This window comes from Gelidibacter pelagius (assembly GCF_017581925.1).
Classification (GTDB): domain Bacteria; phylum Bacteroidota; class Bacteroidia; order Flavobacteriales; family Flavobacteriaceae; genus Gelidibacter; species Gelidibacter pelagius.
Map to the genome: position 1 here is coordinate 118,874 of NZ_JAGEVG010000001.1, position 22,306 is coordinate 141,179.

At 33.9% G+C, this 22,306-nt stretch carries 21 protein-coding genes; 1 reads left to right on the forward strand and 20 read right to left on the reverse strand.

Translation table 11 applies throughout. The features are described from left to right. Window positions 1-95: 95 nt before the first annotated feature. From J4051_RS00540 to J4051_RS00625, 18 genes are all read right to left on the reverse strand, one after another. Window positions 96-1,016: a WD40 repeat domain-containing protein gene (locus J4051_RS00540; RefSeq protein WP_208231662.1), complete on the reverse strand. Its 921-nt coding sequence runs from the start codon at window positions 1,014-1,016 to the stop codon at window positions 96-98. Continuing rightward, the gene (locus tag J4051_RS00545; protein ID WP_208231663.1) at window positions 1,003-2,202 is read right to left on the reverse strand and encodes an O-antigen ligase family protein; all 1,200 of its coding nucleotides are present in this window, start codon (window positions 2,200-2,202) and stop codon (window positions 1,003-1,005) included. The genes J4051_RS00540 and J4051_RS00545 overlap by 14 nt, the downstream gene beginning before the upstream one ends. Next, window positions 2,195-2,929 (reverse strand): WecB/TagA/CpsF family glycosyltransferase, encoded by a 735-nt coding sequence (locus J4051_RS00550; protein ID WP_236027131.1) that lies wholly within the window; start codon window positions 2,927-2,929, stop codon window positions 2,195-2,197. Before J4051_RS00550 ends, J4051_RS00545 begins: the two co-directional genes overlap by 8 nt. Before the next feature lie 28 nt (window positions 2,930-2,957). Next, complete coding sequence (locus J4051_RS00555; protein ID WP_208231664.1) at window positions 2,958-4,133, reverse strand: glycosyltransferase family 4 protein; 1,176 nt, start codon at window positions 4,131-4,133, stop codon at window positions 2,958-2,960. Window positions 4,134-4,280: 147 nt separating this feature from the next. Next, window positions 4,281-5,036 carry a glycosyltransferase family 2 protein gene (locus J4051_RS00560; protein WP_208231952.1) on the reverse strand — a complete coding sequence of 252 codons (756 nt, stop codon included), beginning with the start codon at window positions 5,034-5,036 and terminating at the stop codon, window positions 4,281-4,283. Continuing rightward, the gene (locus J4051_RS00565; protein ID WP_208231665.1) at window positions 5,036-6,262 is read right to left on the reverse strand and encodes a hypothetical protein; all 1,227 of its coding nucleotides are present in this window, start codon (window positions 6,260-6,262) and stop codon (window positions 5,036-5,038) included. The genes J4051_RS00560 and J4051_RS00565 overlap by 1 nt, the downstream gene beginning before the upstream one ends. 671 nt (window positions 6,263-6,933) lie before the next feature. Then, window positions 6,934-8,184 carry a glycosyltransferase family 4 protein gene (locus J4051_RS00570; protein WP_208231666.1) on the reverse strand — a complete coding sequence of 417 codons (1,251 nt, stop codon included), beginning with the start codon at window positions 8,182-8,184 and terminating at the stop codon, window positions 6,934-6,936. 2 nt (window positions 8,185-8,186) lie between these two features. Further along, the gene (locus J4051_RS00575) at window positions 8,187-8,969 is read right to left on the reverse strand and encodes an FkbM family methyltransferase (protein WP_208231667.1); all 783 of its coding nucleotides are present in this window, start codon (window positions 8,967-8,969) and stop codon (window positions 8,187-8,189) included. Between the two features lie 19 nt (window positions 8,970-8,988). Beyond that, the gene (locus J4051_RS00580; RefSeq protein ID WP_208231668.1) at window positions 8,989-10,353 is read right to left on the reverse strand and encodes a lipopolysaccharide biosynthesis protein; all 1,365 of its coding nucleotides are present in this window, start codon (window positions 10,351-10,353) and stop codon (window positions 8,989-8,991) included. Beyond that, complete coding sequence (locus J4051_RS00585; RefSeq protein WP_208231669.1) at window positions 10,334-10,645, reverse strand: hypothetical protein; 312 nt, start codon at window positions 10,643-10,645, stop codon at window positions 10,334-10,336. The genes J4051_RS00580 and J4051_RS00585 overlap by 20 nt, the downstream gene beginning before the upstream one ends. Before the next feature lie 133 nt (window positions 10,646-10,778). Continuing rightward, the gene (gene rfbD / locus J4051_RS00590) at window positions 10,779-11,636 is read right to left on the reverse strand and encodes a dTDP-4-dehydrorhamnose reductase (RefSeq protein WP_208231670.1); all 858 of its coding nucleotides are present in this window, start codon (window positions 11,634-11,636) and stop codon (window positions 10,779-10,781) included. Next, on the reverse strand, window positions 11,633-12,178 hold the full coding sequence (gene rfbC, locus J4051_RS00595; RefSeq protein WP_208231671.1) for a dTDP-4-dehydrorhamnose 3,5-epimerase: 546 nt from the start codon (window positions 12,176-12,178) through the stop codon (window positions 11,633-11,635). The genes rfbD and rfbC overlap by 4 nt, the downstream gene beginning before the upstream one ends. Continuing rightward, on the reverse strand, window positions 12,178-13,044 hold the full coding sequence (gene rfbA, locus J4051_RS00600) for a glucose-1-phosphate thymidylyltransferase RfbA (RefSeq protein WP_208231672.1): 867 nt from the start codon (window positions 13,042-13,044) through the stop codon (window positions 12,178-12,180). The genes rfbC and rfbA overlap by 1 nt, the downstream gene beginning before the upstream one ends. A 3-nt stretch (window positions 13,045-13,047) precedes the next feature. After that, complete coding sequence (gene rfbB / locus J4051_RS00605; RefSeq protein WP_208231673.1) at window positions 13,048-14,091, reverse strand: dTDP-glucose 4,6-dehydratase; 1,044 nt, start codon at window positions 14,089-14,091, stop codon at window positions 13,048-13,050. Window positions 14,092-14,098: 7 nt separating this feature from the next. Beyond that, the gene (locus J4051_RS00610; protein WP_208231674.1) at window positions 14,099-15,151 is read right to left on the reverse strand and encodes a hypothetical protein; all 1,053 of its coding nucleotides are present in this window, start codon (window positions 15,149-15,151) and stop codon (window positions 14,099-14,101) included. A gap of 7 nt (window positions 15,152-15,158) precedes the next feature. Beyond that, the gene (locus J4051_RS00615) at window positions 15,159-16,844 is read right to left on the reverse strand and encodes a DUF6909 family protein (RefSeq protein ID WP_208231675.1); all 1,686 of its coding nucleotides are present in this window, start codon (window positions 16,842-16,844) and stop codon (window positions 15,159-15,161) included. Between the two features lie 29 nt (window positions 16,845-16,873). Further along, window positions 16,874-18,376: a GH3 auxin-responsive promoter family protein gene (locus J4051_RS00620; RefSeq protein WP_208231676.1), complete on the reverse strand. Its 1,503-nt coding sequence runs from the start codon at window positions 18,374-18,376 to the stop codon at window positions 16,874-16,876. After that, window positions 18,376-19,242 (reverse strand): M23 family metallopeptidase, encoded by an 867-nt coding sequence (locus J4051_RS00625; RefSeq protein WP_208231677.1) that lies wholly within the window; start codon window positions 19,240-19,242, stop codon window positions 18,376-18,378. The genes J4051_RS00620 and J4051_RS00625 overlap by 1 nt, the downstream gene beginning before the upstream one ends. A gap of 113 nt (window positions 19,243-19,355) precedes the next feature. On the opposite strand from J4051_RS00625, the gene J4051_RS00630 reads away from it, so the two are divergent. Continuing rightward, window positions 19,356-19,550 carry a twin-arginine translocase TatA/TatE family subunit gene (locus tag J4051_RS00630; protein ID WP_208231678.1) on the forward strand — a complete coding sequence of 65 codons (195 nt, stop codon included), beginning with the start codon at window positions 19,356-19,358 and terminating at the stop codon, window positions 19,548-19,550. 74 nt (window positions 19,551-19,624) lie between these two features. On the opposite strand, the gene J4051_RS00635 is transcribed toward J4051_RS00630, so the two are convergent. Both J4051_RS00635 and J4051_RS00640 read right to left on the reverse strand, forming a co-directional pair. Beyond that, window positions 19,625-20,596 carry a DUF4837 family protein gene (locus tag J4051_RS00635; protein WP_208231679.1) on the reverse strand — a complete coding sequence of 324 codons (972 nt, stop codon included), beginning with the start codon at window positions 20,594-20,596 and terminating at the stop codon, window positions 19,625-19,627. Window positions 20,597-20,621: 25 nt separating this feature from the next. Continuing rightward, window positions 20,622-22,211, reverse strand: coding sequence for a lytic transglycosylase domain-containing protein (locus J4051_RS00640; protein WP_208231680.1), 1,590 nt, complete (start codon window positions 22,209-22,211; stop codon window positions 20,622-20,624). Window positions 22,212-22,306: the final 95 nt, after the last annotated feature.

Below are 22,306 nucleotides of genomic sequence, written 5' to 3' on the forward strand. Positions count from 1 at the left end.
AACGTTTAGGCCGCTAATATTGTTTTAACCCCACACAATATATTTCACTTCCTTATCTGCTGTTTATTATATTATTACTTTCTGAATTGGATTTCCTAATGAATTAATTTCCATTTTTTTATGGTTTTATCTATACTACTTGAATAAAACTCATTGTTTTTATAGTTTACTATTTTAAGAATACTTCTTTTATGATAATTTAATTGATCCAAAATGGACATAGTCTCAACATTGATCACTAAAATTTTTCCTTTAAAAGTTCCGCAGATGAGTTGGTCTTTTTGGTATTGGATGCTATTCAAAATAAAATCAGTGCTAAGGTCTAATTTTGAAATAAAACCATTCTCAAAAGAGAATTTTACAATTTCACCTTCTTTGGTTGTAAAAACAATATACTTATCGAATATAGTAAAATCCGTAATCATTTTTTCATAAGCAAGCAGAATGGTCTTTTCTTTGGTTGCAAAATTGTATTTAAAAACCTCACCTAAGTCGGTTGCATAATACAAATATCCATCTTTAAAGGCCATGCTTCTTGCAATAGAACTCAGTGTGATATTGTGTGAAATTTCGTAATCAGGTTTTTTTTCATAATTGACTACAATTATCTTTTTATCGCTTAAGCTTAAAATGGCATAATTTAGATCTGGGATTATTATGGCATCTAAACTTCGGCCTTCGGTGTAATAATACACATCTTTTACTTCCTTGAATGATTTATTATAAAATCGCAAGCTAGAAACAGGTCGCGAAAACTCATTTGAAACCGTAATTATTTGATTGTTTTTCGAATCATCATAAATCTCCAAACCATATCCCCCTATAAAATAAGTCTGTACAGTTCTATTTTTTTCTAGGTAGTTAAAATAGGATACATCTCTTTTTTCTATTAAGAAAATTGAATCCTTTTTTATGAAAAAATCACGTACAGAAAAATTATTTCTTAATAATGTCTCTTGGGCTTGCGAACCCATCGATATTAAAATAAATAAAAGTGCATGTTTAATTGGTTTCATTTTGAACAGCAACTAAGTAATAATTATAAAATACAGTAACGAATACAATTCCATGATGTCTATCCAATATATTTTCGATATAAAATATTGTTAATATAATGACACTAAACCCGAGTACACTTTTAACCGTTTCTTTAGGTGTGGTCTTATTAAACGCCATTATTAAGTTTAAAATATAAAGGGTTAATATTATAGAACCAATAATGCCATATTTGAGCAAAATCGACAAATATTGGTTATGACTATTTAAATCACTGTCCATTAAATCATACCTTCCATTCAAATAATGCTTCTCGTTTAAAAGATCCTTTTCCTGCATTTTTAAATTCCCAAATAAAAGATTTTCTTTTATAGAGTTTATTGATTGGTCCCATATCTCCAATCTAAAATCCATAGCATTTTTATAACTCGTATTTAGCTTTTGATTAAATAGAATAATACTTAGGGTCAAGGCTGAAACAATGAACAAATAAACGACAGCATTTTTCTTTGAAAAAGAAACCACAAGATGTCCGCCCACTAAAAGTGCATAAATGACGATGGACACTTTGCTTTTCAAAATAAAGATCAATAGAAAAACCAAGGAAAACACAACCAAATAAGATATGCTCTTTAGATAATGGTTTTTCTTGGTTTTGGTAAAAAAACGTACAAGTAAAAAATTGACAAAAAACAAAAGATACATACACAAATAGGTGTGATGAATGTCTATGATATTTTGAAAGGCATCTCTATCAAAATTTATTCTTAAAATGAAGGACATCGCCAAGACATAGAGGCAGGCAACAATTAAGCCACTAAAAAATGCATAGCTTAGAATAATGTTTTGGTTTTTTTCCCTTAATATAAATGGCACCAAAATCAATAACACCCACGGAGAAAATTCATTTCCAAAAATAGCAATAAGGTAATGTAAATCGTTTTGTATTAGGCAGTTCAGTAAAACATATAATAAAAACAATACCCCTATAGCACTAGAAACCCGTAATGTCTTTGCTACAAAAAACTTTTGCTTTAAAAAGAGTACTTGAATTAGTTTAAGACCTAGTCCTACCATCAATGCAAATGTGCTTAGATTAATAGAAAGTGGCAGTAAAAATAAACTTATTGCAATTGCTAAAAAAGAAAAATCTTTTTCTAAATAAATGGACTTTAAAGTAGAGATTTTAGGTGTTAAGTTAATCATTAGGTTGCTTCTTAAAATATTTCAACTTATAAACCTCAATTAAAAAGAGAGGTGTCGAATAAATATACCTTTTTGTTAATCTCCAAGCTGTAAAGCTTCTGTATAACCATTCCAGTTTTAAATTTATCACCCACTCCGGAGCCCGTTTCTTGGTTTCGGCAATAAAATCGAACACCGCCCCAATTGAACATATAATTTTGGAGTTTATTTGGTCTTTATGATTGTGGACCCATTTCTCCTGCTTTGGCGCAGTCATCCCCATAAATAAAATATCAGGAGCAAACTCATTTACCTTATTGAGCATATCTCTATTGTCGGATTCTGAAAAAACATCCTTAAATGGTGGGGAATAGAAGCCGAAGGTAATATTAGTGTGATTTTTTGAAAGTTTGTTTTTAATCAGTTTTAAAGTGGATTCGCTTGCTCCAAGATAAAAACATTTGAGTGTTTTATCATTGGCTTCTTTTAGCAAATAGCTGTGTATATCTGCTCCTGCTATTTTTTTGATTTTTTCGCCCATCAAGGCACGCGCCATTAAGACAATGCCTTCTCCGTCGGGAAGTAGAATATCTGATTCTAAAAGGGCGTTTTTAAATACATTATCAGATTTGGCAACTATATAAGAATGGGCATTGATGGTATTAATGATAGTTTGCTCATTGTTAATGAAGATAGTATTAATATCATCGTTAAAGATCTTGTAATTATTTAAACAGACTGTGTTCAAAACTTTAATGCATTAAATTAAACAATGATTAAATAAAGTCATTCTTGACTTCATTAAGCGCTTTTTCATAAATGTCCTCAAAAAATCCGAATTGCTTATCTGGGGAATATAATTCTAAATAGGTCTGAAAGGCATTATTTCTCATTTTCTCCTTTTTTAAATCAGAATAATCAAACCAAATTTTTATCTGTCTTTTTAGGTCCTCAACATCACCTATTTTAAAATGAATTCCATTGATTCCATTAGTTACTATTTCTGATGGTCCTCCGATGTTAGTTGTTATAACGGCACAATGGTTAGAAAATGATTCTATAATCGTCAGGCCAAAGGTTTCTAAACAAATGGAAGGGTTTATTAAAGCACTAGCGCTTCTTAATTCAAAAAAGATATCCTCTCTTGACATTGAGCTTATATAACTGATATTTTTATGTTCAAAAATATCCTTTTCAATCATTTCTCTCATTGGGCCATCCCCTATGATTTTTAAATTGTAGGGAAGATGTTTAAACGCTTGGACTAATAGGTGAATTCCTTTTTCTTCTGAAAGTCGGCCGACATAGATAAAATCATTTCCCTTTTCGATCATTTCATTGTTTTTGGAGGGAAACACAAAATGGGGTTTAATAAAAAAACGATCATGGTTTATGCCTAATTTAGACCCTCTATAGAGTTTTGTCATTGAGGGGGTTAAACATATAAAACAATTAATTTTATCCCAAGTTTTTATTTTTTTATGACTCCAAACTATGAAAGCCAACCAAAAGGTAAGGATTCTTGAGTTTTTATAAACTTTATTATTAATAGCATTCCAAGGAAAGTTTTGTTCTAAACTATTTAAAAATAAATTGTTTTTATTTATTAAGGTAGCTGAAGGACATAACAATCTGTAATTATGTAGGGTACACACCAATGGGACACCCATTTTCTTTATGGTTCTGATTATTATAGGCCCTGTTGAAAAATGCCAATTATGTAGATGGACTATGTCTGGTTTAAATGCTTTAATTTTTGCTTTAACAATTTTTGCCTTTTTAATATTCCAAATAGAGGAAGCAAACAGAAGGGCCCCTTTAAAACCAACATGATTTTTAAATATCAATGAGTCAACAGTATATTTTTTATCAAGAATTTTAATCTCTTGGTCAACAACGCTATCCTCCCCTCCAAAATGATGATATCGTGTATGAATAATTAAGATTCTCATTTACTTGATAAATAAAGGTTTTGGAAACTTATCTCAAAATTTACATAAGTCCTTAAGGCAATGTTTTAGTAAAATACAAATATAGAATTCACCTTATCAAAAGCGCACTTTATCCTACTATAAATTATTATCTAATAAATGGTAGTCTCATTTTTTTTTATGAGTCAAAAAAGTCTTCGTAAGAATCCTCAAAAAAAGAGCAAAAATGTTTTCAAAAACATTCAATCCTGCGTTGTTTCTTGCAATAAATCCCTGTTGTAATTCTTCTCTCAAACTTAATTGTCCACTGATTCCTCCTACTCGGAAATTAACTAAAGGCTTATCTATATGTACAAACTTATTATTGTTCATAAATACCATTAAAGAGAATTGATAATCAGCATATGATTTTAATGCAATATTATAGGAATATTGTTGATAGACTTCTCTCGTGACAAACATTGAAGGATGTGAAAAAGTCATACTTAAATATTTAAGTTTAAAAACCGAAGGGTTATAAGCGTATACTTTTCGAGTATTATCACTGTAGACATCGTATCTATTAGAGTGAATTACTTTAACATTAGGGTTCTTCAAATAGGTATCTACAACTAATCGTATAGCGTCCAATTCATACCAGTCATCACTATTTATTGTACCTATCAAATCGCCATTTGCTATTTTCACCCCTTTGTTCATGGCATCATAAAGACCTTTGTCAGGTTCACTTATCCAATGAGATATGTGATCTTGATTTTTCTTTATAATATTGATCGTATTATCTGTAGAGCCTCCGTCAATAATGATGTACTCAATATTTTTATAGGTTTGGTTTTTTACACTATCAATAGTTTGTTGCAAATAGTCTTCACCGTTAAAAACCACCGTAATAACAGACACCAATAGTTCTTCATCTCTATTCATCAAAATTTAATTAAGGCATTTATTTCTTCATCATCCATTAACCTATATTTCTTATTTAGCACAGTCCCAATGGCCATCCATAAAATAAAAAATATCGGGGTAAAAGTTGGTCTCAATTCAATTAAGTATAATATCATAAAAATTAAAATATAATACCCCAATCGTTTGATGAATTTATTTCTGGATTTAAAAATAGCGACATAACTAGAGCTAATAAGTATGATTAGGTTGAGCAGCATCATAATGAAACCTCCTTTTAAAATCATCTGTAAATAGCCAACCTCAATAGTTATTCTTGTTGAAGAATCTCCATACCACGGCTTCTTTAAAACATCAACAACATACCACTTGGTATGCTCAAAATATTCACTATAATAAGTGCCCAAAGAACCTCTACCAAATATTTTCTCACTGAAATTAAGTTCAGACATTAATTCTCTGAACAAAAATGTCCTAGAGTCTTGAATGTCGGCAAACATTGTGACTATTCTCCAAACATACTCATAACCTAAGGTGAAAATTAAGGTTAGAACCAATAGAAAACCAGCAATTATATATTTTATAAAAGTTCTTCTAACCCGAAAGGACATGACTCTATCCATGATTAAGAATCCGAATACCATAATTAGCCATAGATATTCCATGCGTCTTTCTCCTATAGTAGAAACTACCATATACACGACAATAATAATGAGTATCTGTATTTTTTTAATAAGTGTAAATCGATTAAAACCTATAATTAAAACAAAAACCAATGGTCTTAATAGCCATATCCATTCGTCATTTATCGTTAAAACGGATAAAAATAGAAACGCACCAATCATTAATGTGAACATAAATGAAATGGATTTAAACATCACTGTCCAATTTTCAATTTTCAGACCCAATACGGTTATTGCCGGCATCAACCATGCAAAACCCATATATACATTTCCAAAGTTTGTAATCCAGTCTTGTGGATTTAAGGTAAAACTCTTAACAATAACAATAACTCCCCAAAAAAGCAATAGATAAATGACCCACCTATTTCCGGTTGATAGCTGGTTTAATTGCTTTCCATCCTTTATGCATAAGAAATAAATTGAAAAAACCGAAAATAAGAAGAACATCGAGATTACGACTTTTTGAAAACCAAAACCGTCAGGTTTCAATAAAAAAAACAACAGAATATATATGGCATTGCTATATAGTCCCCATTTTAATAATCTGCTTTTAGTAATATACATTATAACTTTTGATCTAGGCGTGTGAAGTTAAGTGTCTTGAATCTTTATACCAATGGTTATTGATAAGTACTTATTCTTTATCATAATTAGATTTTCGGTTTACAAATATCGTCATTAAAACATATTTACCTCCCCCGAGTATTTTATGTTTTGATCCTGGCAATAATATTCTCAAAACTAAGATGCACTAAGCAATCTTTTATAATAATTAAATCGGTTTTTGATAAAGGATCATTAATTAGATTTAAAACTTAAATTTCTTCCTCCGAATTTTGGTAACTCTTATTATTGACTTTCATAATCTCTGATGCGATTTCGTCACCGCATGATGAACGCTCGATAAATTTACTTTCGCGTCCACAAAAATCAACATTGAATATCAAGTAAGGAGCCTATATTCAATTCCTCCAGCAACTTTTTGAGGTCAGCTCCTAAGGTTTTGGTCTGCTCCAGCTCTGACTTCAATCCAGAAACACTTTCAGAATTATTTCATTCATTAATTTTTATATATTTTATTAACAATCCAAGATAATATTTATTATTAGTTCTTTCACGGTTACAAACTATTTTAGATCTCAGGTTTCAAACTCAAACCTTTAGAGTTAAAAAGGGAATAGTGTGAGATATATAGAAATCTACCGTTTCTATGTAATTATTAAAAGTTTGAAACTTTAATATGAGCCTGTCGTCTTCTTTTCTATGTTTTTATTATAAAGTTCAATATACTTCTTTGCCACCAATTTGCTATCAAAATTTTTAAGCACTTTATCTCTTGCCATTTTAGAAATTTCTTTTGAATTTTCATTGTTTAATACCCATTCAATTCCATGTGCCAAATCGTCGGTTTCATAAGGTTCTGCCAGATATCCATTTATTTTATGCTCTATCATATCACTATTTCCACCAATCTTAAATCCCACGACAGGGGTCCCACAAGAAAGACTTTCCAAAATAACATTAGATAAGTTTTCCTGTAAACTGGGCACTATCATAACATCGGCAGCACTGTAGAGTTTTACTAAGCTTATATCGGTGTTGAGCTGGCCCAAATAATGTGTTTTAAAATCAAACTCCTGAGGGTCCTTTGGTTGGTCACTTCCAAAAACAAGAAATTCTATATCCCTGGTCTGCAACTTTTTTAAGGCACTTTTCAGTTCTATAAAACCCTTTCGTGGGTTGCTGGTTGCAGACATAGCCCCAAAAAGGATGAGTTTCTTTTTTTTAGGCAATCCCAATAAAGATCTGGCTTCTTCTTTTGCGAATGGCTTAAATACAGAGGTGTCAATCGGGTTTGGTAGATTCACAACCTCCCTATTTTTAAAAAGGGTACTCGATTTTGCACATGTTTCCAACCATTTGCTCAATCCTACGATGGTCAAGTTATTAATTTCAAAGAAAATCTTTTGCTTTCTTTTAAATATGTCCCTACTTAAATCATTCTCTTTGATGGAGTTTAGAACAGGGCAGTTCCCACAATTAGCTGTATATGAAACGCACGTGTCGGCGTAGTGGCATCCTCCAGTAAACGCCCACATATCATGCAATGACCATACAATGGGTGCCTTTATTTTTTTTAAATCTTCGATCTTCAGAAACCCAGCATTTATCCAATGTAAGTGAACAAGGTCAGGATTTAGTTTGTTGATTTTTTCAACAATTTGGAAACTGGGGGAAAAAGATGCTGAGAATTCATCTTTACAATCGTAATATTTTAGTGGAAAGGTATTTATTATTGATTGTAATTTAGCTGTGAACTTCCTAGCGATTGAGGTAGGTCCTATAACCGTGTCATCCTCACTTCGTTTTCTCAATACCAGCATCTGGCAATCAATATCTTCTTTTAAAAGAGAGGTATGCAGTCTATAGGCCGCTCTTGCTGCGCCTCCTTCCATATCACTAAAATTAACTATAAGTATTTTCACTTTTATATTCTATAACCAAAAATATTAATCAAGTTATCAAAACCATCTATTTCAATTCTTTCTATAAGTGGACTTTCGGGATTGATATAACCAGATTCTACAAAGTATTTAAAGCCATTACTTTTTAATATGTCGAGAATTTCACCTAGATTTTGGTCTTCATTGATTTTTGAGTGATATTCTAAAAATATGTTTTTAACTAAATGAAGCTGTTTATTTATATCTTTAATAACATCGAACTCTGCGCCCTCAATATCAATTTTCAAAAAGTCCACTTCTTTTGTCAAGAGCTTTTTTAAATCGAATGTTTCCACAGTTATCGTTTTATCACTCTCCTCTTTGGTAAGTTTTCCTCCTGCAGATCCTTCTTTAAAAAATGTCATTTTGGTTTCTTCAGTCCAAACTGCTTTTTGTAACAATTCGACATCAAAATATCCCGCGTTTTTAATGTTTTTATCGGCAATTTCTTTGATATTGGGATCAGGCTCAAAACCAATTATTTTTGCCTTTGGATACATATTCTTCAAGCTGATTACGCTTAAACCAATATTGACTCCGCAATCAATTATATATGGAGATTCTTTGGTGGTATTGAATTTATAGGTTTTTCGTCTGATCTGTTCATTATATTGCGCTATAAAAGATGGTGGATCCACCCCTTCAAATATGGAGCCCAAAACCGTTGTCGTAAATTTCGTGTATCTAGGTAGTTTACTGATCTTATAAAGTGTTCTGCTTTCTCTACTAAGCATTGTTTTTATTCCTTTCTTTACCAACTCTTTCATGATTTAATTTTATTAAAAACTATTTATTCCAAATTCCCCTTGCCCTGTTATTTATAATCTTGTTGTATTGTAAAGGCATTAATATAAGACCAGGTAGGTAGCTCAAAATAGTTGCGATAATTACCCCTTTTACACCCATATTCAAACTTTTGGCCATGAATATTGAAAGCGGTATATTAATAATAGCCATGAAAATACTCACTATCAATTGTACTTTTATTTTACCGGTTCCATTTATAAAAAACACAAAAATATTGTTGAACGTAAAACTCATTACAAACACAGCCATCGAGACTGAGAGCATAAAAGGAACCAAAACTTTATCTCCAACCCAGATATTATAGAACCAATCGGACAGCAATAACATTATAACCACAACTATGGGAATCAAGAGCCAAACTCTCATAATGTTGTTAACAGAAACCTTGATCCATTCATATTCCTTTTTTACGTATGCTTCAGTAAATGAAGACCAATAAGGAGCAACCACGATAGAAAAAACAATGGTGAGAATGGAAAAGTACTTAAAAGCAATATTGTAAGGTACAACCTCTTCTGGGCTAAAAAGTTTACTAATTATAAAGTTGTCTGTTGAAAAAATCACAATTCCAGCTATTTGTATAATAAAAAAATCAAAACCAACGCCCATAATGTCTTTCAAATGACTTTTGCTCCATAGAGATAGAGACGGTTTCAATTCTTTAAATTTATTAGAAAACGCCAATAAATTTAAAGCTAAAAGTATGATTACTGGCAGGGCTGCAAATATAGCTCCAAATATTAATAGGGAACTATGGCTTGTTTCTGTCAATATCCAAATTGTAAACAATGAGACTACCTGTGTTGAGAAATGAATTTTTACTTGAATCGAATGGCTTTGGTCTGCCAAGTATATATTAGTAACAAGCCCTACCACTAATTGAATACAAAAAAAACCAAACACTAAAAGCATCAATAAGTTCAAGTCTGTATTAAAGGCTTCACTAGTATTAAAAACAGAAGCCCAGTCAATAAAATAATTTAAAAAAACAAAAACACAAAACATGAAGAGGCTTACGCCCGCAATGGTATAATAGGCTGAACTTATATAACCTCGGGCTAGCTTTAGATCTCCATTTGTTTTGGCCTCTGTTAGTTTATTTCTTAAGCCGTTTCCTAATCCAATATCAAAAAAAGAGAACCACGCAATAAACGAGCTTATGATAAGCCAAACGCCATAATTTTCGGTATCTAAAAAATTGATGGTAAGTGGAACCAATAAAAAATTTGCTAAAACAGCGCCTGCCTTATAAAAAAAAGATATTGAAATATGTTTGACAATATTTTTTGTGCGAGCACTTTTAACACCAAGAGTGTTTAATATTTTAAGAATATGTTCTTTCATCAGCGTTTCTTTTATACCAATGATAAGCTCTCTTAACATCTTCTTTCAAGGTAATTGTAGGTCTCCAGCCTAAACTATTTAAATTAGAAACATCATTTAGTTTTCTCATAGTTCCTTCTGGTTTTGAAGTATTAAAGACTATTTCTCTCTTAAATCCCATAATTGATTTAACAGCTAGTGTCAGTCCATTTATAAAAACACAATTTAGGGTACCCTTTTTACACTGCGCCTTTCTAATGGCTTTTACTCCAGCGGTAGTGTCTTTAAAATCCTTATTCTCCATTATACTCAAAAGGATACCGTTTTAAACCACAAATCCTATTTCTTTTTTATATAGGAACTCGTTTAATTTGGCTCCGACTTACTGGGTAACATCAGTAATCAATATCATTCCCATTTTTATCTAAAATTAATTTTCTCATTACTTAAAGGTTGAATTTCAACAGCGCTTTTCGTAAACTTTGTCTCCAATCAAGAATTTCAACATTAAGCATCTTTTTAATTTTAGATTTATCTAAAACACTATATCTAGGCCGTTTTGCCAATGTGGGATAATCTTTAGTGTCAATTGGTATTATATAGAGTTCTATATTACTTTCTTCGAAGATTGCTTTAGCAAATTCAAACCAACTTGTAATTCCCTCATTGCTATAATGATAAACACCATAATCCTGGGACCTTAATTTTATTATATTTAACACAACTCGAGCTAAGTCACCAGCATATGTCGGTGTTCCCAATTGATCATTAACCACGCTCAGCTCTTGTCTATCTTGAGCCAATCCCAACATTGTTTTCATGAAATTATTTCCATATTCGGAATATAACCAAGAAGTCCTAATTATAAAATGCTTATCTAAAATTTGTTTAATCTCATTTTCTCCCTTTAATTTTGATTCTCCGTACACATTGACCGGGTTGGTTTTATCCAGTTCAGTATAAGGTGTTGTTTTTAAACCGTCGTAAACAAAATCAGTGGAGATGTGAACCATTTTGACATCATTTTTTTGACAAGCTTGGGCCATGTTTTTGGCACCAATGGAGTTAACTTTACAGGCATTTTCCTGATCATTCTCTGCATTATCTACTGCGGTGTAACCGGCGCAATTAATGCACCAGTCAATAGCATGTGTTTCAAAAAAATCTAAAACATCGTTAGCAACCGTAATATCCAGTGTGTTTCTATCCGCAAAAAGGAAATCAAGAGATGGGAATTGGTGGGTTATATTTTGGATGCATTGTCCGAGTTGACCGTCAGCTCCAGTTACTAAAACGGTTGTCATAATTTAGCGTTTTTAAATTCTGGAAGACATTTATCCTTTTCTGAAATCAAAACCGCTTCATTTGGCACCAACCAATCAATATTTAAGGTGGGATCATTGTAAATAATTCCCGCTTCTGATGATTTATTATAGAAATTATCGCATTTATAAGAAAATAAGGTTTGGTCTTCAAGAACAATAAACCCATGGGCAAATCCGCGAGGTAAAAATACTTGTAACTTATTTTCTTCAGATAGTTCAATAGCCATATGTTCTCCAAAAGTTGGAGAATCTTTTCGTAAGTCAACGGCAATATCCAATACTTTACCTTTAATTACTCGCACCAATTTAGCCTGAGCATACGCTCCTCTTTGATAATGTAATCCTCTTAAGACGCCTTTTGAAGACATAGACTCATTATCTTGAACAAAACTGATGGTTTCGCCAATTAATTCTCGGAAAGTTTTTTGATTAAAAGTTTCTTGAAAATACCCTCTGGCATCCTTGAAAATTTTTGGTTCAATAATAAAACATCCCTTAAGTTTTGTTTCCTTTACCGTCATTAATTGTTCTTGAGAAGTCCTAATAAATTTTTGCCATAACCACTTTTTAACAAAAGTTCTGCAAGCTCTCTGAATTGCTGTTCGTTGATGTATCCCATTTCGAAAGCAGCCGCTTCAATGGCACCAATTTTTAAACCTTGCCGCTCTTCGATCACTTCAACAAATTGTGAGGCTTGCATCAAAGATTGGAAGGTGCCGGTATCCAGCCACGCGGTTCCTCGGTCTAAAATACTAACATGCAATTTCCCTTGTTTCAAATATTCTTTGTTTATATCGGTTATTTCCAGTTCACCACGCTGACTTGGTTGGATATTTCTTGCGATTTCAATCACGCTATTATCATAAAAATAAATCCCGGGAACAGCAAAATTTGATTTGGGCTTTTTGGGTTTTTCTTCAATCGAGACCGCTTGACCCTGGTCATTGAATTCGACAACACCATAGCGTTCAGGATCATGAACTCTATAAGCATAGATAATTCCGCCATCTGGGTCACTGTTTGCCTGCAACAGTTTTGAGAGTCCCGATCCATAAAATATATTATCGCCTAAGATGAGGGCTACCTTATCCGATCCGATAAAATCTGCCCCGATGATAAAAGCCTCCGCCAATCCATTTGGGGCATCTTGGACCGCGTATTCAAACCTACAGCCATACTTTTTACCATCTCCCAATAAATCTCTAAATAATGGAAGGTCTTTAGCGGTAGAAATAATCAAGATTTCTCTAATCCCCGCAGACATCAAAGTTGACAACGGGTAATAGATCATTGGCTTGTCATAAATAGGCATTAATTGCTTACTTACGGACAAAGTCAACGGATGCAATCTCGAACCAGAACCTCCAGCTAAAACTATTCCTTTCATCTCTTAATTATATTGCTTTTGATAATAGTTTTGATAGTCGCCACTCGTGACGTTATTTAACCATTCTTCATTATCCAGATACCATCGAATCGTCTTTTCTAAACCTTCTTCAAAGGTTAGAGAAGGTGTCCAACCCAATTCATTTTTAATTTTACTCGAGTCTATGGCATATCTTAAATCATGTCCTGGACGGTCTTTAACATAGGTGATCAGTTTTTCAGAAGTGCCTTTTCCCCGCTGCAATTCAATATCCATTTGAGCGCATAACAATTTGACTAAATCAATGTTTTTCCACTCATTAAAACCGCCAATATTATAAGTTTCACCTAGTTTTCCTTCGTGAAATGCAATGTCGATTGCACGTGCATGATCTATAACAAATAGCCAATCTCGTGTATAATTGCCATCACCATATACAGGAAGTGGTTTGTTATGGATGATATTATTGATAAACAATGGAATCAATTTTTCAGGAAACTGATTGGGTCCATAATTATTTGAACAGTTTGTTATAATATATGGCAATCCATAAGTTTCTCCATATGCCCTAACAAAATGGTCTGAGCCTGCTTTAGAAGCAGAGTAAGGAGAATTGGGGTCATAAGAGGTGTCTTCCGTAAAAAAACCGCTATCACCTAAGCTACCATATACTTCATCTGTACTGATGTGGTAAAAAAGCTTGTCGGTAAAATTGTCTTTCCAGAGCATTTTAAAAGCATTTAACAGAATCACAGTGCCCATAATATTCGTTTTCACGAAGGCCAACGGATCATTTATGGAGCGATCTACATGAGATTCTGCTGCCAAATGAATGATTCTTTCAAACTTATGCTTTTCGAATAACCCGTTTATAAAGCCTTCATTAGAAATATCACCTTGTATAAACGTATAATTAGGTTTGTTTTCAACATCTTTTAAATTTTCTAAATTACCGGCATAGGTGAGTAAGTCCAAATTATAAATATGATAATTTGGGTAGTTATTTACAAATAATCTCACGACGTGCGAACCTATAAAACCCGCACCGCCAGTAATTAATAAGTTCATTTCTATACTATTTTCTCTTATAATTTTTAAGATACTTATTTAACGAAAGTAATAATAATACTAGTGCAGTAACTATTAAGAATAGAACAGGTATTAGAAATTTATTGCTTTTTAAAATACCTGAATCACGTACTCCTTTTCTAGGAAAATCAGAAATTACGTTTAAAATGCTAGACTTATTTCCTCGTTCATTGTTTAGTTCAACGAGTCCTATCTTCAATTCGTCCATTTTATTGATCAATGAAAGTTCTTTGTTATTCTGTTCTCCAGTTTCGCCAAGACTAATATTTGTTCCTTGAATGGCACGCTCTGCTTCTTTAAGCATGACCTTTTTATATAATAACTGCAAAGAATCTATTTCAGCAATTTGTTTTTTATAAAGACTATCTTGTAATTTTATATTGCTATCGCTAATGTTCTTTTGCAGATTAAAATAGCTGTTATTTGAAATAGAAGAGATAATGGCAGGCTGAATTCTTTTTGCCACAGTATTGTCACTTGCGGTAACGGAAATCGTATGAAACCGAGCATCAAAAGAATTAAAATTCTTAAGATATGCTTTCATATCTATCGCTTTTTTAGTTGTGCTATCTAAACTACGCACAAACCTATCAAATAATACAATCTTCTGATTTTCATCTGAGTAGGACTCGACACTAAAATTCTTTATGGATATGGCTTCCTTTGTAGTAATGTTTAGTGCTTCAGAAAGGGACAGAGAATCTTTGGCCTTTGCTAGTTCCTTATAAAATCCAACATTGTTATAAAGCTGTTGAACACTATTAAAATTAGGCTCAATAACCATGGTTGAAACATATAATGGTTCTTTCTTTATATCTAAAATGGTTCCTAATATAACCCCTACAACAACTACAGCAACAAGTTTTACAAAATGCTTTTGAATGAAGAGCAAAAACAAAACGACAACTCCAAATAAGCCTGTAAAAATACGGCCTATAAACCGATAAAACCGTGAAAACAGCCTCCCAATAGCATTAAATAATTGGCCCAAATCAACCTCCTCATTTTGGGGCTGATCTTTTCTTAAATCGTCATTCATAACTTTATTAGTTAAATATTTGCTGTAATATTTTTCTAGTGATCAAATAGGTTGGTTTTACGCCCGTAGTTCCCAAGCCGCCAGACGCTAAAGTGCTTCCAGTTTCTAAGGGGTTGTCACTGGCATAATACGCATATCTGACTTTAACATTGGGATTGATACTGCCTCTCACTTTTGATGCTGCCTGTATTGCCTTTTGATAATGGGCGCCTTCCATTTCCAATCCAATGACATTCCAGGTGGAATTGAAAAAGAATTTTAAAATCTCTTTATTTTGAAGCGAAGTTCCTAAAACAGTAATCATTGTCCCTTCATACACGTCAATGCCATGCCCTTCAAAATCCGATTTAGAGAGTTGATTATCCAATGGATAATTATCCGCAGTTCCTTCAAAAATATGCGCCGATGGGATCATTATGTCGCCCTTTCCACCTTCCAAAATTCCAGCTTTCCCCATAATGGAAATAGAATCAATGTTCAAATGGATCTGTTTATCCTTTAATTTAATCGGCTTTAGAAGCTCATCAATGGTTTCATAAGCTTGTTCTCCAAAGGCGTAATCCATGACAAAGAGGACTGGTTTTTCTGAATCCTCAAACACTTTAGAAGCCTCCAGATCTGTTTTCTTAAAATCGATCTTGGCGGTATCGAAAATTTGTACGTCGATATTGGTACCCGAAGTATCTGGAATATAGATCATTCCTTTTGACAAGGCTTCTTTCGTCACTTTATTTCGTAATTCTTGATTTTCCTTTTGACTCAATGCCTCATAGACTTCAAACATGCTCTTTTTTGCAGCCATAGTCTTTAATGCCTGAGATGCAAAAATAGAATTCATAACACTGTGCATATTTGCACTAATCACATGGATAGGACGATCGATAAGTCCATTTTTTATTAAGGCTTCCTTAATGGTATCTGACCAAATTTCGCCATGGATATGATGGCCCAAGCGCTCTCTTAACACAGGACTGAAGGTTACTGTTCGTCCTTTGTTATTGACCACTTCCTCAATAGCCAGCTTACCTAACCAATAGATTAAATGGAGAAAGCGTTCCGGTTGGTCGGGTAATGAAAAGGAACTATACATGGTGGTGAGTTCATTGAATGTCCGGCCCAAAATATTTGCGGTATGTGCAATGGCAATCTCACGCTCTTCTTGCGTCAATTCTTGATTGGAAAGCACTGCCTTTTCAAGTTTTAACCAATCACGAGTCGTAGTCCCCTCTTCATCAATAAGAACACGCTTGCTTATTTTGTGAGACTCCACAAACATAAAAGTCAAGTGGGTTAAAATATCATAGATTTCTGAGCGTCCACGGGTGATTTCAATATTCATTTGCTCATTATCTATCCGGAAACAATTTCGTCTTCTTTTTGGAGGAATGATAGCTTTAAAATGTGAATTGCTATAGCCTTCATCACTCGTTAAATTTATAAAAGTGCATTCTTCTATTCCATAGGGTAGCCTATCAACAACATAAAGCAAACCTTCTAGCTCTGCCTTTTCATCTCCAATAGAGCCATAAATCTCAGGTCTTAAAAGTAATAACGACTCCCGAAGGGTTTCACCAGAAACGCCCATAGGTTTGTAAAATCCACGATTAAACAAATGGCGCATTGTAATATACATTCTTTCAATGGCATTTGAGCTTTCCTGAGCTCTCGTTCGGGCATGATGCTTTTTATTCATAAGTTAGTGTTTAGCTTGTAAAGATAGGATTATTTAGTTAAATTTTGTTCGGTTATAGCGTCTGCTATTTTTCGGTCGTTTGATAGTCTGGGCAGTTTATTTTGACCTCCCAATTTTCCTATGGATTTCATATAATCTTGAAAACCATTCTTTTTGACCCTCGAAATCTTTAATGGCTGCAACACTTTACCTTGAATCAAATCTAAATAGTAACTGTTTTGTTTTTGAAGTGACATTTCAATTTTCTCTGCCAATTGCGATAGATTATCAGGCTCGTTTTCAAATTCAATAAACCATTCATGATATGGTAATCCGCTGGGCGGATTGATTTGAGGTGCTACCGTAAATTCTGAAACTTGAATGTTGGAGCCCTCAACTGCATCATGAAGTGCTTGTTCTACCTCCTTACCTATCACGTGTTCACCAAAAGCAGAAATAAAATGTTTAATTCGACCTGAAACTATAACCCGATAGGGTCTTAAAGAGGTAAACTGGATCGTATCGCCAATATTATAGGCCCAAAGACCAGCTGTTGACGAAATGATCATAACATAATTGGTGCCCAATTCCACATCTTTGATCGTAATCCGTTTTGGATGCTCTTCAAAAAATTCGTCCGCCTTAATAAACTCATAGAAGATACCTGAGTTTAATTGCAGCAGCATGCCTTTTTGATCCTGCCGATCTTGGTAGGCAAAAAATCCCTCGCTGGCAGGATAGAGTTCTATGCTATCTACCTTTCGTCCTATTAGGCTCTCAAATTTTGCGCGATAAGGTTCATAGTTCACGCCTCCAAAAATAAATAGGTTGAAGTTTTTAAAAACCTCACCAACTTTTTTTCCTGTTTTTTGATTGATTTTTTCAAAATACATTTGAACCCAAGATGGAATTCCAGAAATAACAGTCATATTTTCTGGCAGGGTTTCAGCGACAATGGCCTCTACTTTAGTCTCCCAATCTTCAATACAATTGGTCTCCCAAGAAGGCATTCTGTTTTTTTGAAGATATTTTGGGACGTAATGGGCAACGATACCTGATAAACGCCCAAGTTGAATCCCGTTTCGTTCATTTAAAATCGGGCTGCCTTGAAGAAAAATCATTTTTCCATTTACAAACTCAGAATTCCCAGTTTCCGCAATATACAGAAGGATGGCATTTCTGGCAGCTTCAACATGTGTTGGCATGCTTTCTTTGGTAAGTGGAATATATTTTGAACCCGAAGTGGTTCCGGAGGTTTTTGCAAAATAGAGCGGCTTGCCCTTCCACAGAATATCAGGTTCTCCCGCAACAACTCGTTCAACATAAGGTTTTAGGCCTTCATAATCGCGTACAGGAACTTGCGAAACAAAGTCTGCATGTGATTTGATATTATTAAAATCATGATCCTTACCAAACTGCGTATCCTTGGCCTCATCCATAAGGCTTTTAAATACCGCTTGTTGGGTTTCAATGGGGTTATTGGCCCATTTTAAAACCGACTTTCTAATAGCGTGCGCAAAGACTTTGGCAAGAGCCGATTTTAGTGTGAACATTATTTAAAGTCTATAAAATTGGTTGGGTTAATGGGATAGCCTTTACTCCATAATTCAAAGTGCAAATGGGGCCCTGTAGAATATTCTCCAGTGCTTCCGGCCATGGCAATGACTTCTCCAGCTTTAACTATATCTCCTTGTTCTTTGGTTAACGACGCATTGTGCTTATATACCGAGATGAGTTCATAACTGTGCTCTATAATGACCACATATCCCGTTTCTGATGTCCATTCCGCAAAAATAACAGTGCCATCAGCAGTGGCCTTAACCGGCGTGTTTTTAGCAACAATAATATCTACGGCATAATGCTTTTCCTTGACATTATAGCCTTCTGAAATGTTTCCGTTTACCGGTGGAAACAAAACAAAATTTGAAGCTGAGATAGCCGATTCAAAAAAGTTGTATTTATCCTCCTTATCTACTCTTTCACGTAATAAGGAATCTTGTTTGGTAGGTTGTATCGTCAATTTCCCTGGTTCTTCATTAAAAGCGTTTAAAATAGAATCCTTATTGAATTCCACAGTTTTAACATCACCTGTAAGTACACGTTTAATGGAAGCGAAATATTTTTCGTTGACATCAATAACCTGTTTCAAAGAATCTGTTTTAAAACTGAGTTGTGTCGCTTGTTTTTTTAATTTGGCTGAAGAATATCCAGGAATATACTCTCTTAAAGGTGTAAATGCGATTAAAAAAATAGTCCCAAATACGAGAAGTATGCTGCCTAATGATACAATAACAAACACATTTAAGCGCGTTAATTTAATAGCAAAGCGCTCTTCAAAGGTATCTTCATTAAGTACGACCAAACGGTACTTATGAAGTAGTTTTCTTGTGAATTTCTTCTCTTTTTTTCTAGTGGTCATGCCGAACAAAATTAAATAAAATTAAGCCAATCTTTATTGACTTTCATCTAAAGTTTATTTTTAACGCATAATTTGAAGTTTAATTATTAAATTTGCAGTTCAAATAAAATGTTATGATAGCATCAAGTATTTTTTTAGCGGTTGGACCATGGCAAATAGTAGTCGTAGTCGTATTGGTATTATTGCTTTTTGGAGGCAAGAAAATCCCAGAACTCATGAGAGGATTAGGAAGTGGCATTAAAGAGTTCAAGGATGCCAGTAAAGAAGATGGCGATGAAACAAAAACATCTACTGATAAAAACAAGTAATTATATCCTATATAAAAAAAAAAGAGCCAACTTAATCGTTGGCTCTTTTTTTATGTATACGCTGTTTAAGACCATTATTTTATCTTAATGGATTTTATGATAGCTTCCAATTCAAAAATATTATTGCGTTTTTCAACCGATGGTGAAAATACATAACCTTCAATAACCACATACCTGTTATTCGTTTTATCTTCAATGGCGTAGTTTATAAATGGTCCTGCCATAAAAGCATTCTTCACGTCCCAAATGCCTCTTGATTCAAATGCCGGTTTTCCATCAATAGTCGTTTCATTTAAATAAGGTGTATAAGCTTCTTCAGTAATCATATAAGAACCTTCCACCGGACCAGGAATATGAACTTTTCCAATAGAATCTCTCATTCTCACTATATCCACAATGGCACTATCTCCTTTATTTATGGTACTAAGTGGCACTTCATAAATCATGATGTCCATAGTGCCCGTAGGAATATCTTTTCTGATCCAAAAGAAATCCTTTTCTTGCTTTGCGATGCGATAAGCGGTCTGAAAGTTCAATTTGACGCCTAAAGTTTCCTGAAGTGGTTGATCATCCATTAACGAAATCTTAATGCGACGTTGGTTTTCTTTTAATTCTTCCTTTTTAAAAGCAGCGATTATTTTGTCACCATTGTTTTTTAATTGATCATTAATTTCCTGATCTGTTTTTCCAGAAACAACAACAACGGTTTGAGGCCTTGCGTAAACATTATTTTTAATGGCCATCCCAGCTTCTCCGCCCTTTTCTATCTTTAAAATAATTCTGTTTTTAGTCGCAAATCCCTCAAATACCATAGGTGGCATTTGGTTCAGAGAAAACACGGGTTCCTCCGGAGTTAAAAGTGGAATAGACGCTGCAACAACGTCTCTAATGGTCTCGCCTACATTGTCGTCCCACAGTAGGTTATCAACGACCACCAAAAGGTTATTAATGTTCCCATTGGATGAAGGAATGATTCGTTGATCTTTACCATTGTTACAGGAAGTAAACAAGATTAAAGAAATAGCAATAGCGTAAATTGTTTTCATGATGTGGTTTTAAATTTTATAACACTTAACGCGAAAGTTTAAGTGTTGTTCCTACTTTTAAATTACTACCACTAATATCGTTCCAATCTTTGATATTCTGAATTGAAACTCCAGGAAATTTTCTTGAAATGCTCCATAAGGAATCTCCAGACCTCACTTTATAGGTCTGAGAAGCGCTCGGGGCACTATTTGGGATATTTGATTTTGTAGAAACATTGGACACTGATTTTGATGCAGAAGTAGTCGGTTGAGTCCTGTAAACAGTAAGACGCTGACCTATTTTTAAATTGTTACTCCGCAGACCATTCCATTGTTTCAGTTGCGAAACACGTACATTGAACTGTCTTGCTATTTTTCCTAAATTATCACCAGACACCACCCTATACGTCGATTTGGTTTCTGAATTAAACAATTGAGGCAAAGGTTTTTCGCGCTTATTCATTTCATTGTTGACAAACTCATAAATGCTAGCTTCATTGGTCACAAACTTTCCAACGGCATGTCTTGGCAACCTTAAGGTATAATTCTTTCCTTCAACATAGGGAATGATATCCAACTTATAAGAAGGATTTAAAAACTGAAGTTCTTCCATTGGCAGTTCCAACAGTTCAGATACCTGATCCAGACTGATCGTCTGCTTAACGTGAATAGTATCCGTATCAATATATCTAAAATCTGGGCGGTGTTTTTTAAATCCATGTTCTTCAGCATATTCAAAAATATACATCGTTGCTAAAAACGCCGGTAAATAACCTGCAGTTTCCCTTGGCAAATAAGGTCTGATATTCCAATAGTTTTCATAACCTCCTGAACGGCGAATCGCTTTACTGACGTTGCCCGGACCACAATTATAAGAGGCTAAAGCCAAATCCCAATCTCCAAAAATTTCATATAACCTAGCGAGATATTTACTGGCCGCTTCTGTAGATTTGAGCGGATCACTTCGCTCATCCACATAACTGCTTACATTTAAGTCATATTGTTTCCCGGTAGCAAACATAAATTGCCATAAGCCTGTAGCCCCAACGCGAGACTTTGCTCTTGGTTTTAATGCCGATTCTACAATGGCCAAATATTTCACTTCCAGCGGGATGTTATAATTGTCCAATTCTCTTTCAAACATTGGGAAGTAATAATCACTCAAGGACATCAAACGCTCCAAAGAATTGCGCCTGTGTTTTAAGTAGGATTTGATGACACTTTCTAAAGACTCATTGTATTCAATATTAAAGGGAGTCTTGGCGCTCAACTTATGAAGCCGTGCCTTCAAAGTGTCAGTAGGCAGCTCTGGATAATCAACAGCATCATATTTCAAATCTGTTACAGAAGCATAGATGCTATCAAACAATTCGTTGCTATATAATTCGTCAAGCCATTTTTGATCAAATTCTGAGGCCAATTGCAAATCTTCAATGGTTATTGTAGACAAGGAATCGACAACAGGTTCTATTTCCTTTATGGCCAAATTTTTCCCATCACTAATGGAATCAATTTGAACTGAAACAGTTTTATCGGGCGCAGTAGTAGTGTCCTTTTTTATAGTTTTTACTTGAGAAAAACTTAAGCCACATACACATAAGGCACCAAAAGTCAGAGATACTAGTTTTTGGTTCATTAGTAAGGTATTTTATAAATCAACGATGAGTTGGTTAAAATCGTACAATAATATCTAAAATGATCATACAAAACAACAATTTAACACACTAAACT

Coding starts and splice junctions, on each gene's coding strand:
- J4051_RS00540 (WP_208231662.1), bottom strand. CDS start 1,016: ATGAAACCAATTAAACATGCACTTTTATTTATTTTAATATCGATGGGT.
- J4051_RS00545 (WP_208231663.1), bottom strand. CDS start 2,202: ATGATTAACTTAACACCTAAAATCTCTACTTTAAAGTCCATTTATTTA.
- J4051_RS00555 (WP_208231664.1), bottom strand. CDS start 4,133: ATGAGAATCTTAATTATTCATACACGATATCATCATTTTGGAGGGGAG.
- J4051_RS00560 (WP_208231952.1), bottom strand. CDS start 5,036: ATGAATAGAGATGAAGAACTATTGGTGTCTGTTATTACGGTGGTTTTT.
- J4051_RS00565 (WP_208231665.1), bottom strand. CDS start 6,262: ATGTATATTACTAAAAGCAGATTATTAAAATGGGGACTATATAGCAAT.
- J4051_RS00575 (WP_208231667.1), bottom strand. CDS start 8,969: ATGAAAGAGTTGGTAAAGAAAGGAATAAAAACAATGCTTAGTAGAGAA.
- J4051_RS00580 (WP_208231668.1), bottom strand. CDS start 10,353: ATGAAAGAACATATTCTTAAAATATTAAACACTCTTGGTGTTAAAAGT.
- rfbD (WP_208231670.1), bottom strand. CDS start 11,636: ATGACAACCGTTTTAGTAACTGGAGCTGACGGTCAACTCGGACAATGC.
- rfbC (WP_208231671.1), bottom strand. CDS start 12,178: ATGACGGTAAAGGAAACAAAACTTAAGGGATGTTTTATTATTGAACCA.
- rfbA (WP_208231672.1), bottom strand. CDS start 13,044: ATGAAAGGAATAGTTTTAGCTGGAGGTTCTGGTTCGAGATTGCATCCG.
- rfbB (WP_208231673.1), bottom strand. CDS start 14,091: ATGAACTTATTAATTACTGGCGGTGCGGGTTTTATAGGTTCGCACGTC.
- J4051_RS00610 (WP_208231674.1), bottom strand. CDS start 15,151: ATGAATGACGATTTAAGAAAAGATCAGCCCCAAAATGAGGAGGTTGAT.
- J4051_RS00615 (WP_208231675.1), bottom strand. CDS start 16,844: ATGAATAAAAAGCATCATGCCCGAACGAGAGCTCAGGAAAGCTCAAAT.
- J4051_RS00620 (WP_208231676.1), bottom strand. CDS start 18,376: ATGTTCACACTAAAATCGGCTCTTGCCAAAGTCTTTGCGCACGCTATT.
- J4051_RS00625 (WP_208231677.1), bottom strand. CDS start 19,242: ATGACCACTAGAAAAAAAGAGAAGAAATTCACAAGAAAACTACTTCAT.
- J4051_RS00630 (WP_208231678.1), top strand. CDS start 19,356: ATGATAGCATCAAGTATTTTTTTAGCGGTTGGACCATGGCAAATAGTA.
- J4051_RS00635 (WP_208231679.1), bottom strand. CDS start 20,596: ATGAAAACAATTTACGCTATTGCTATTTCTTTAATCTTGTTTACTTCC.
- J4051_RS00640 (WP_208231680.1), bottom strand. CDS start 22,211: ATGAACCAAAAACTAGTATCTCTGACTTTTGGTGCCTTATGTGTATGT.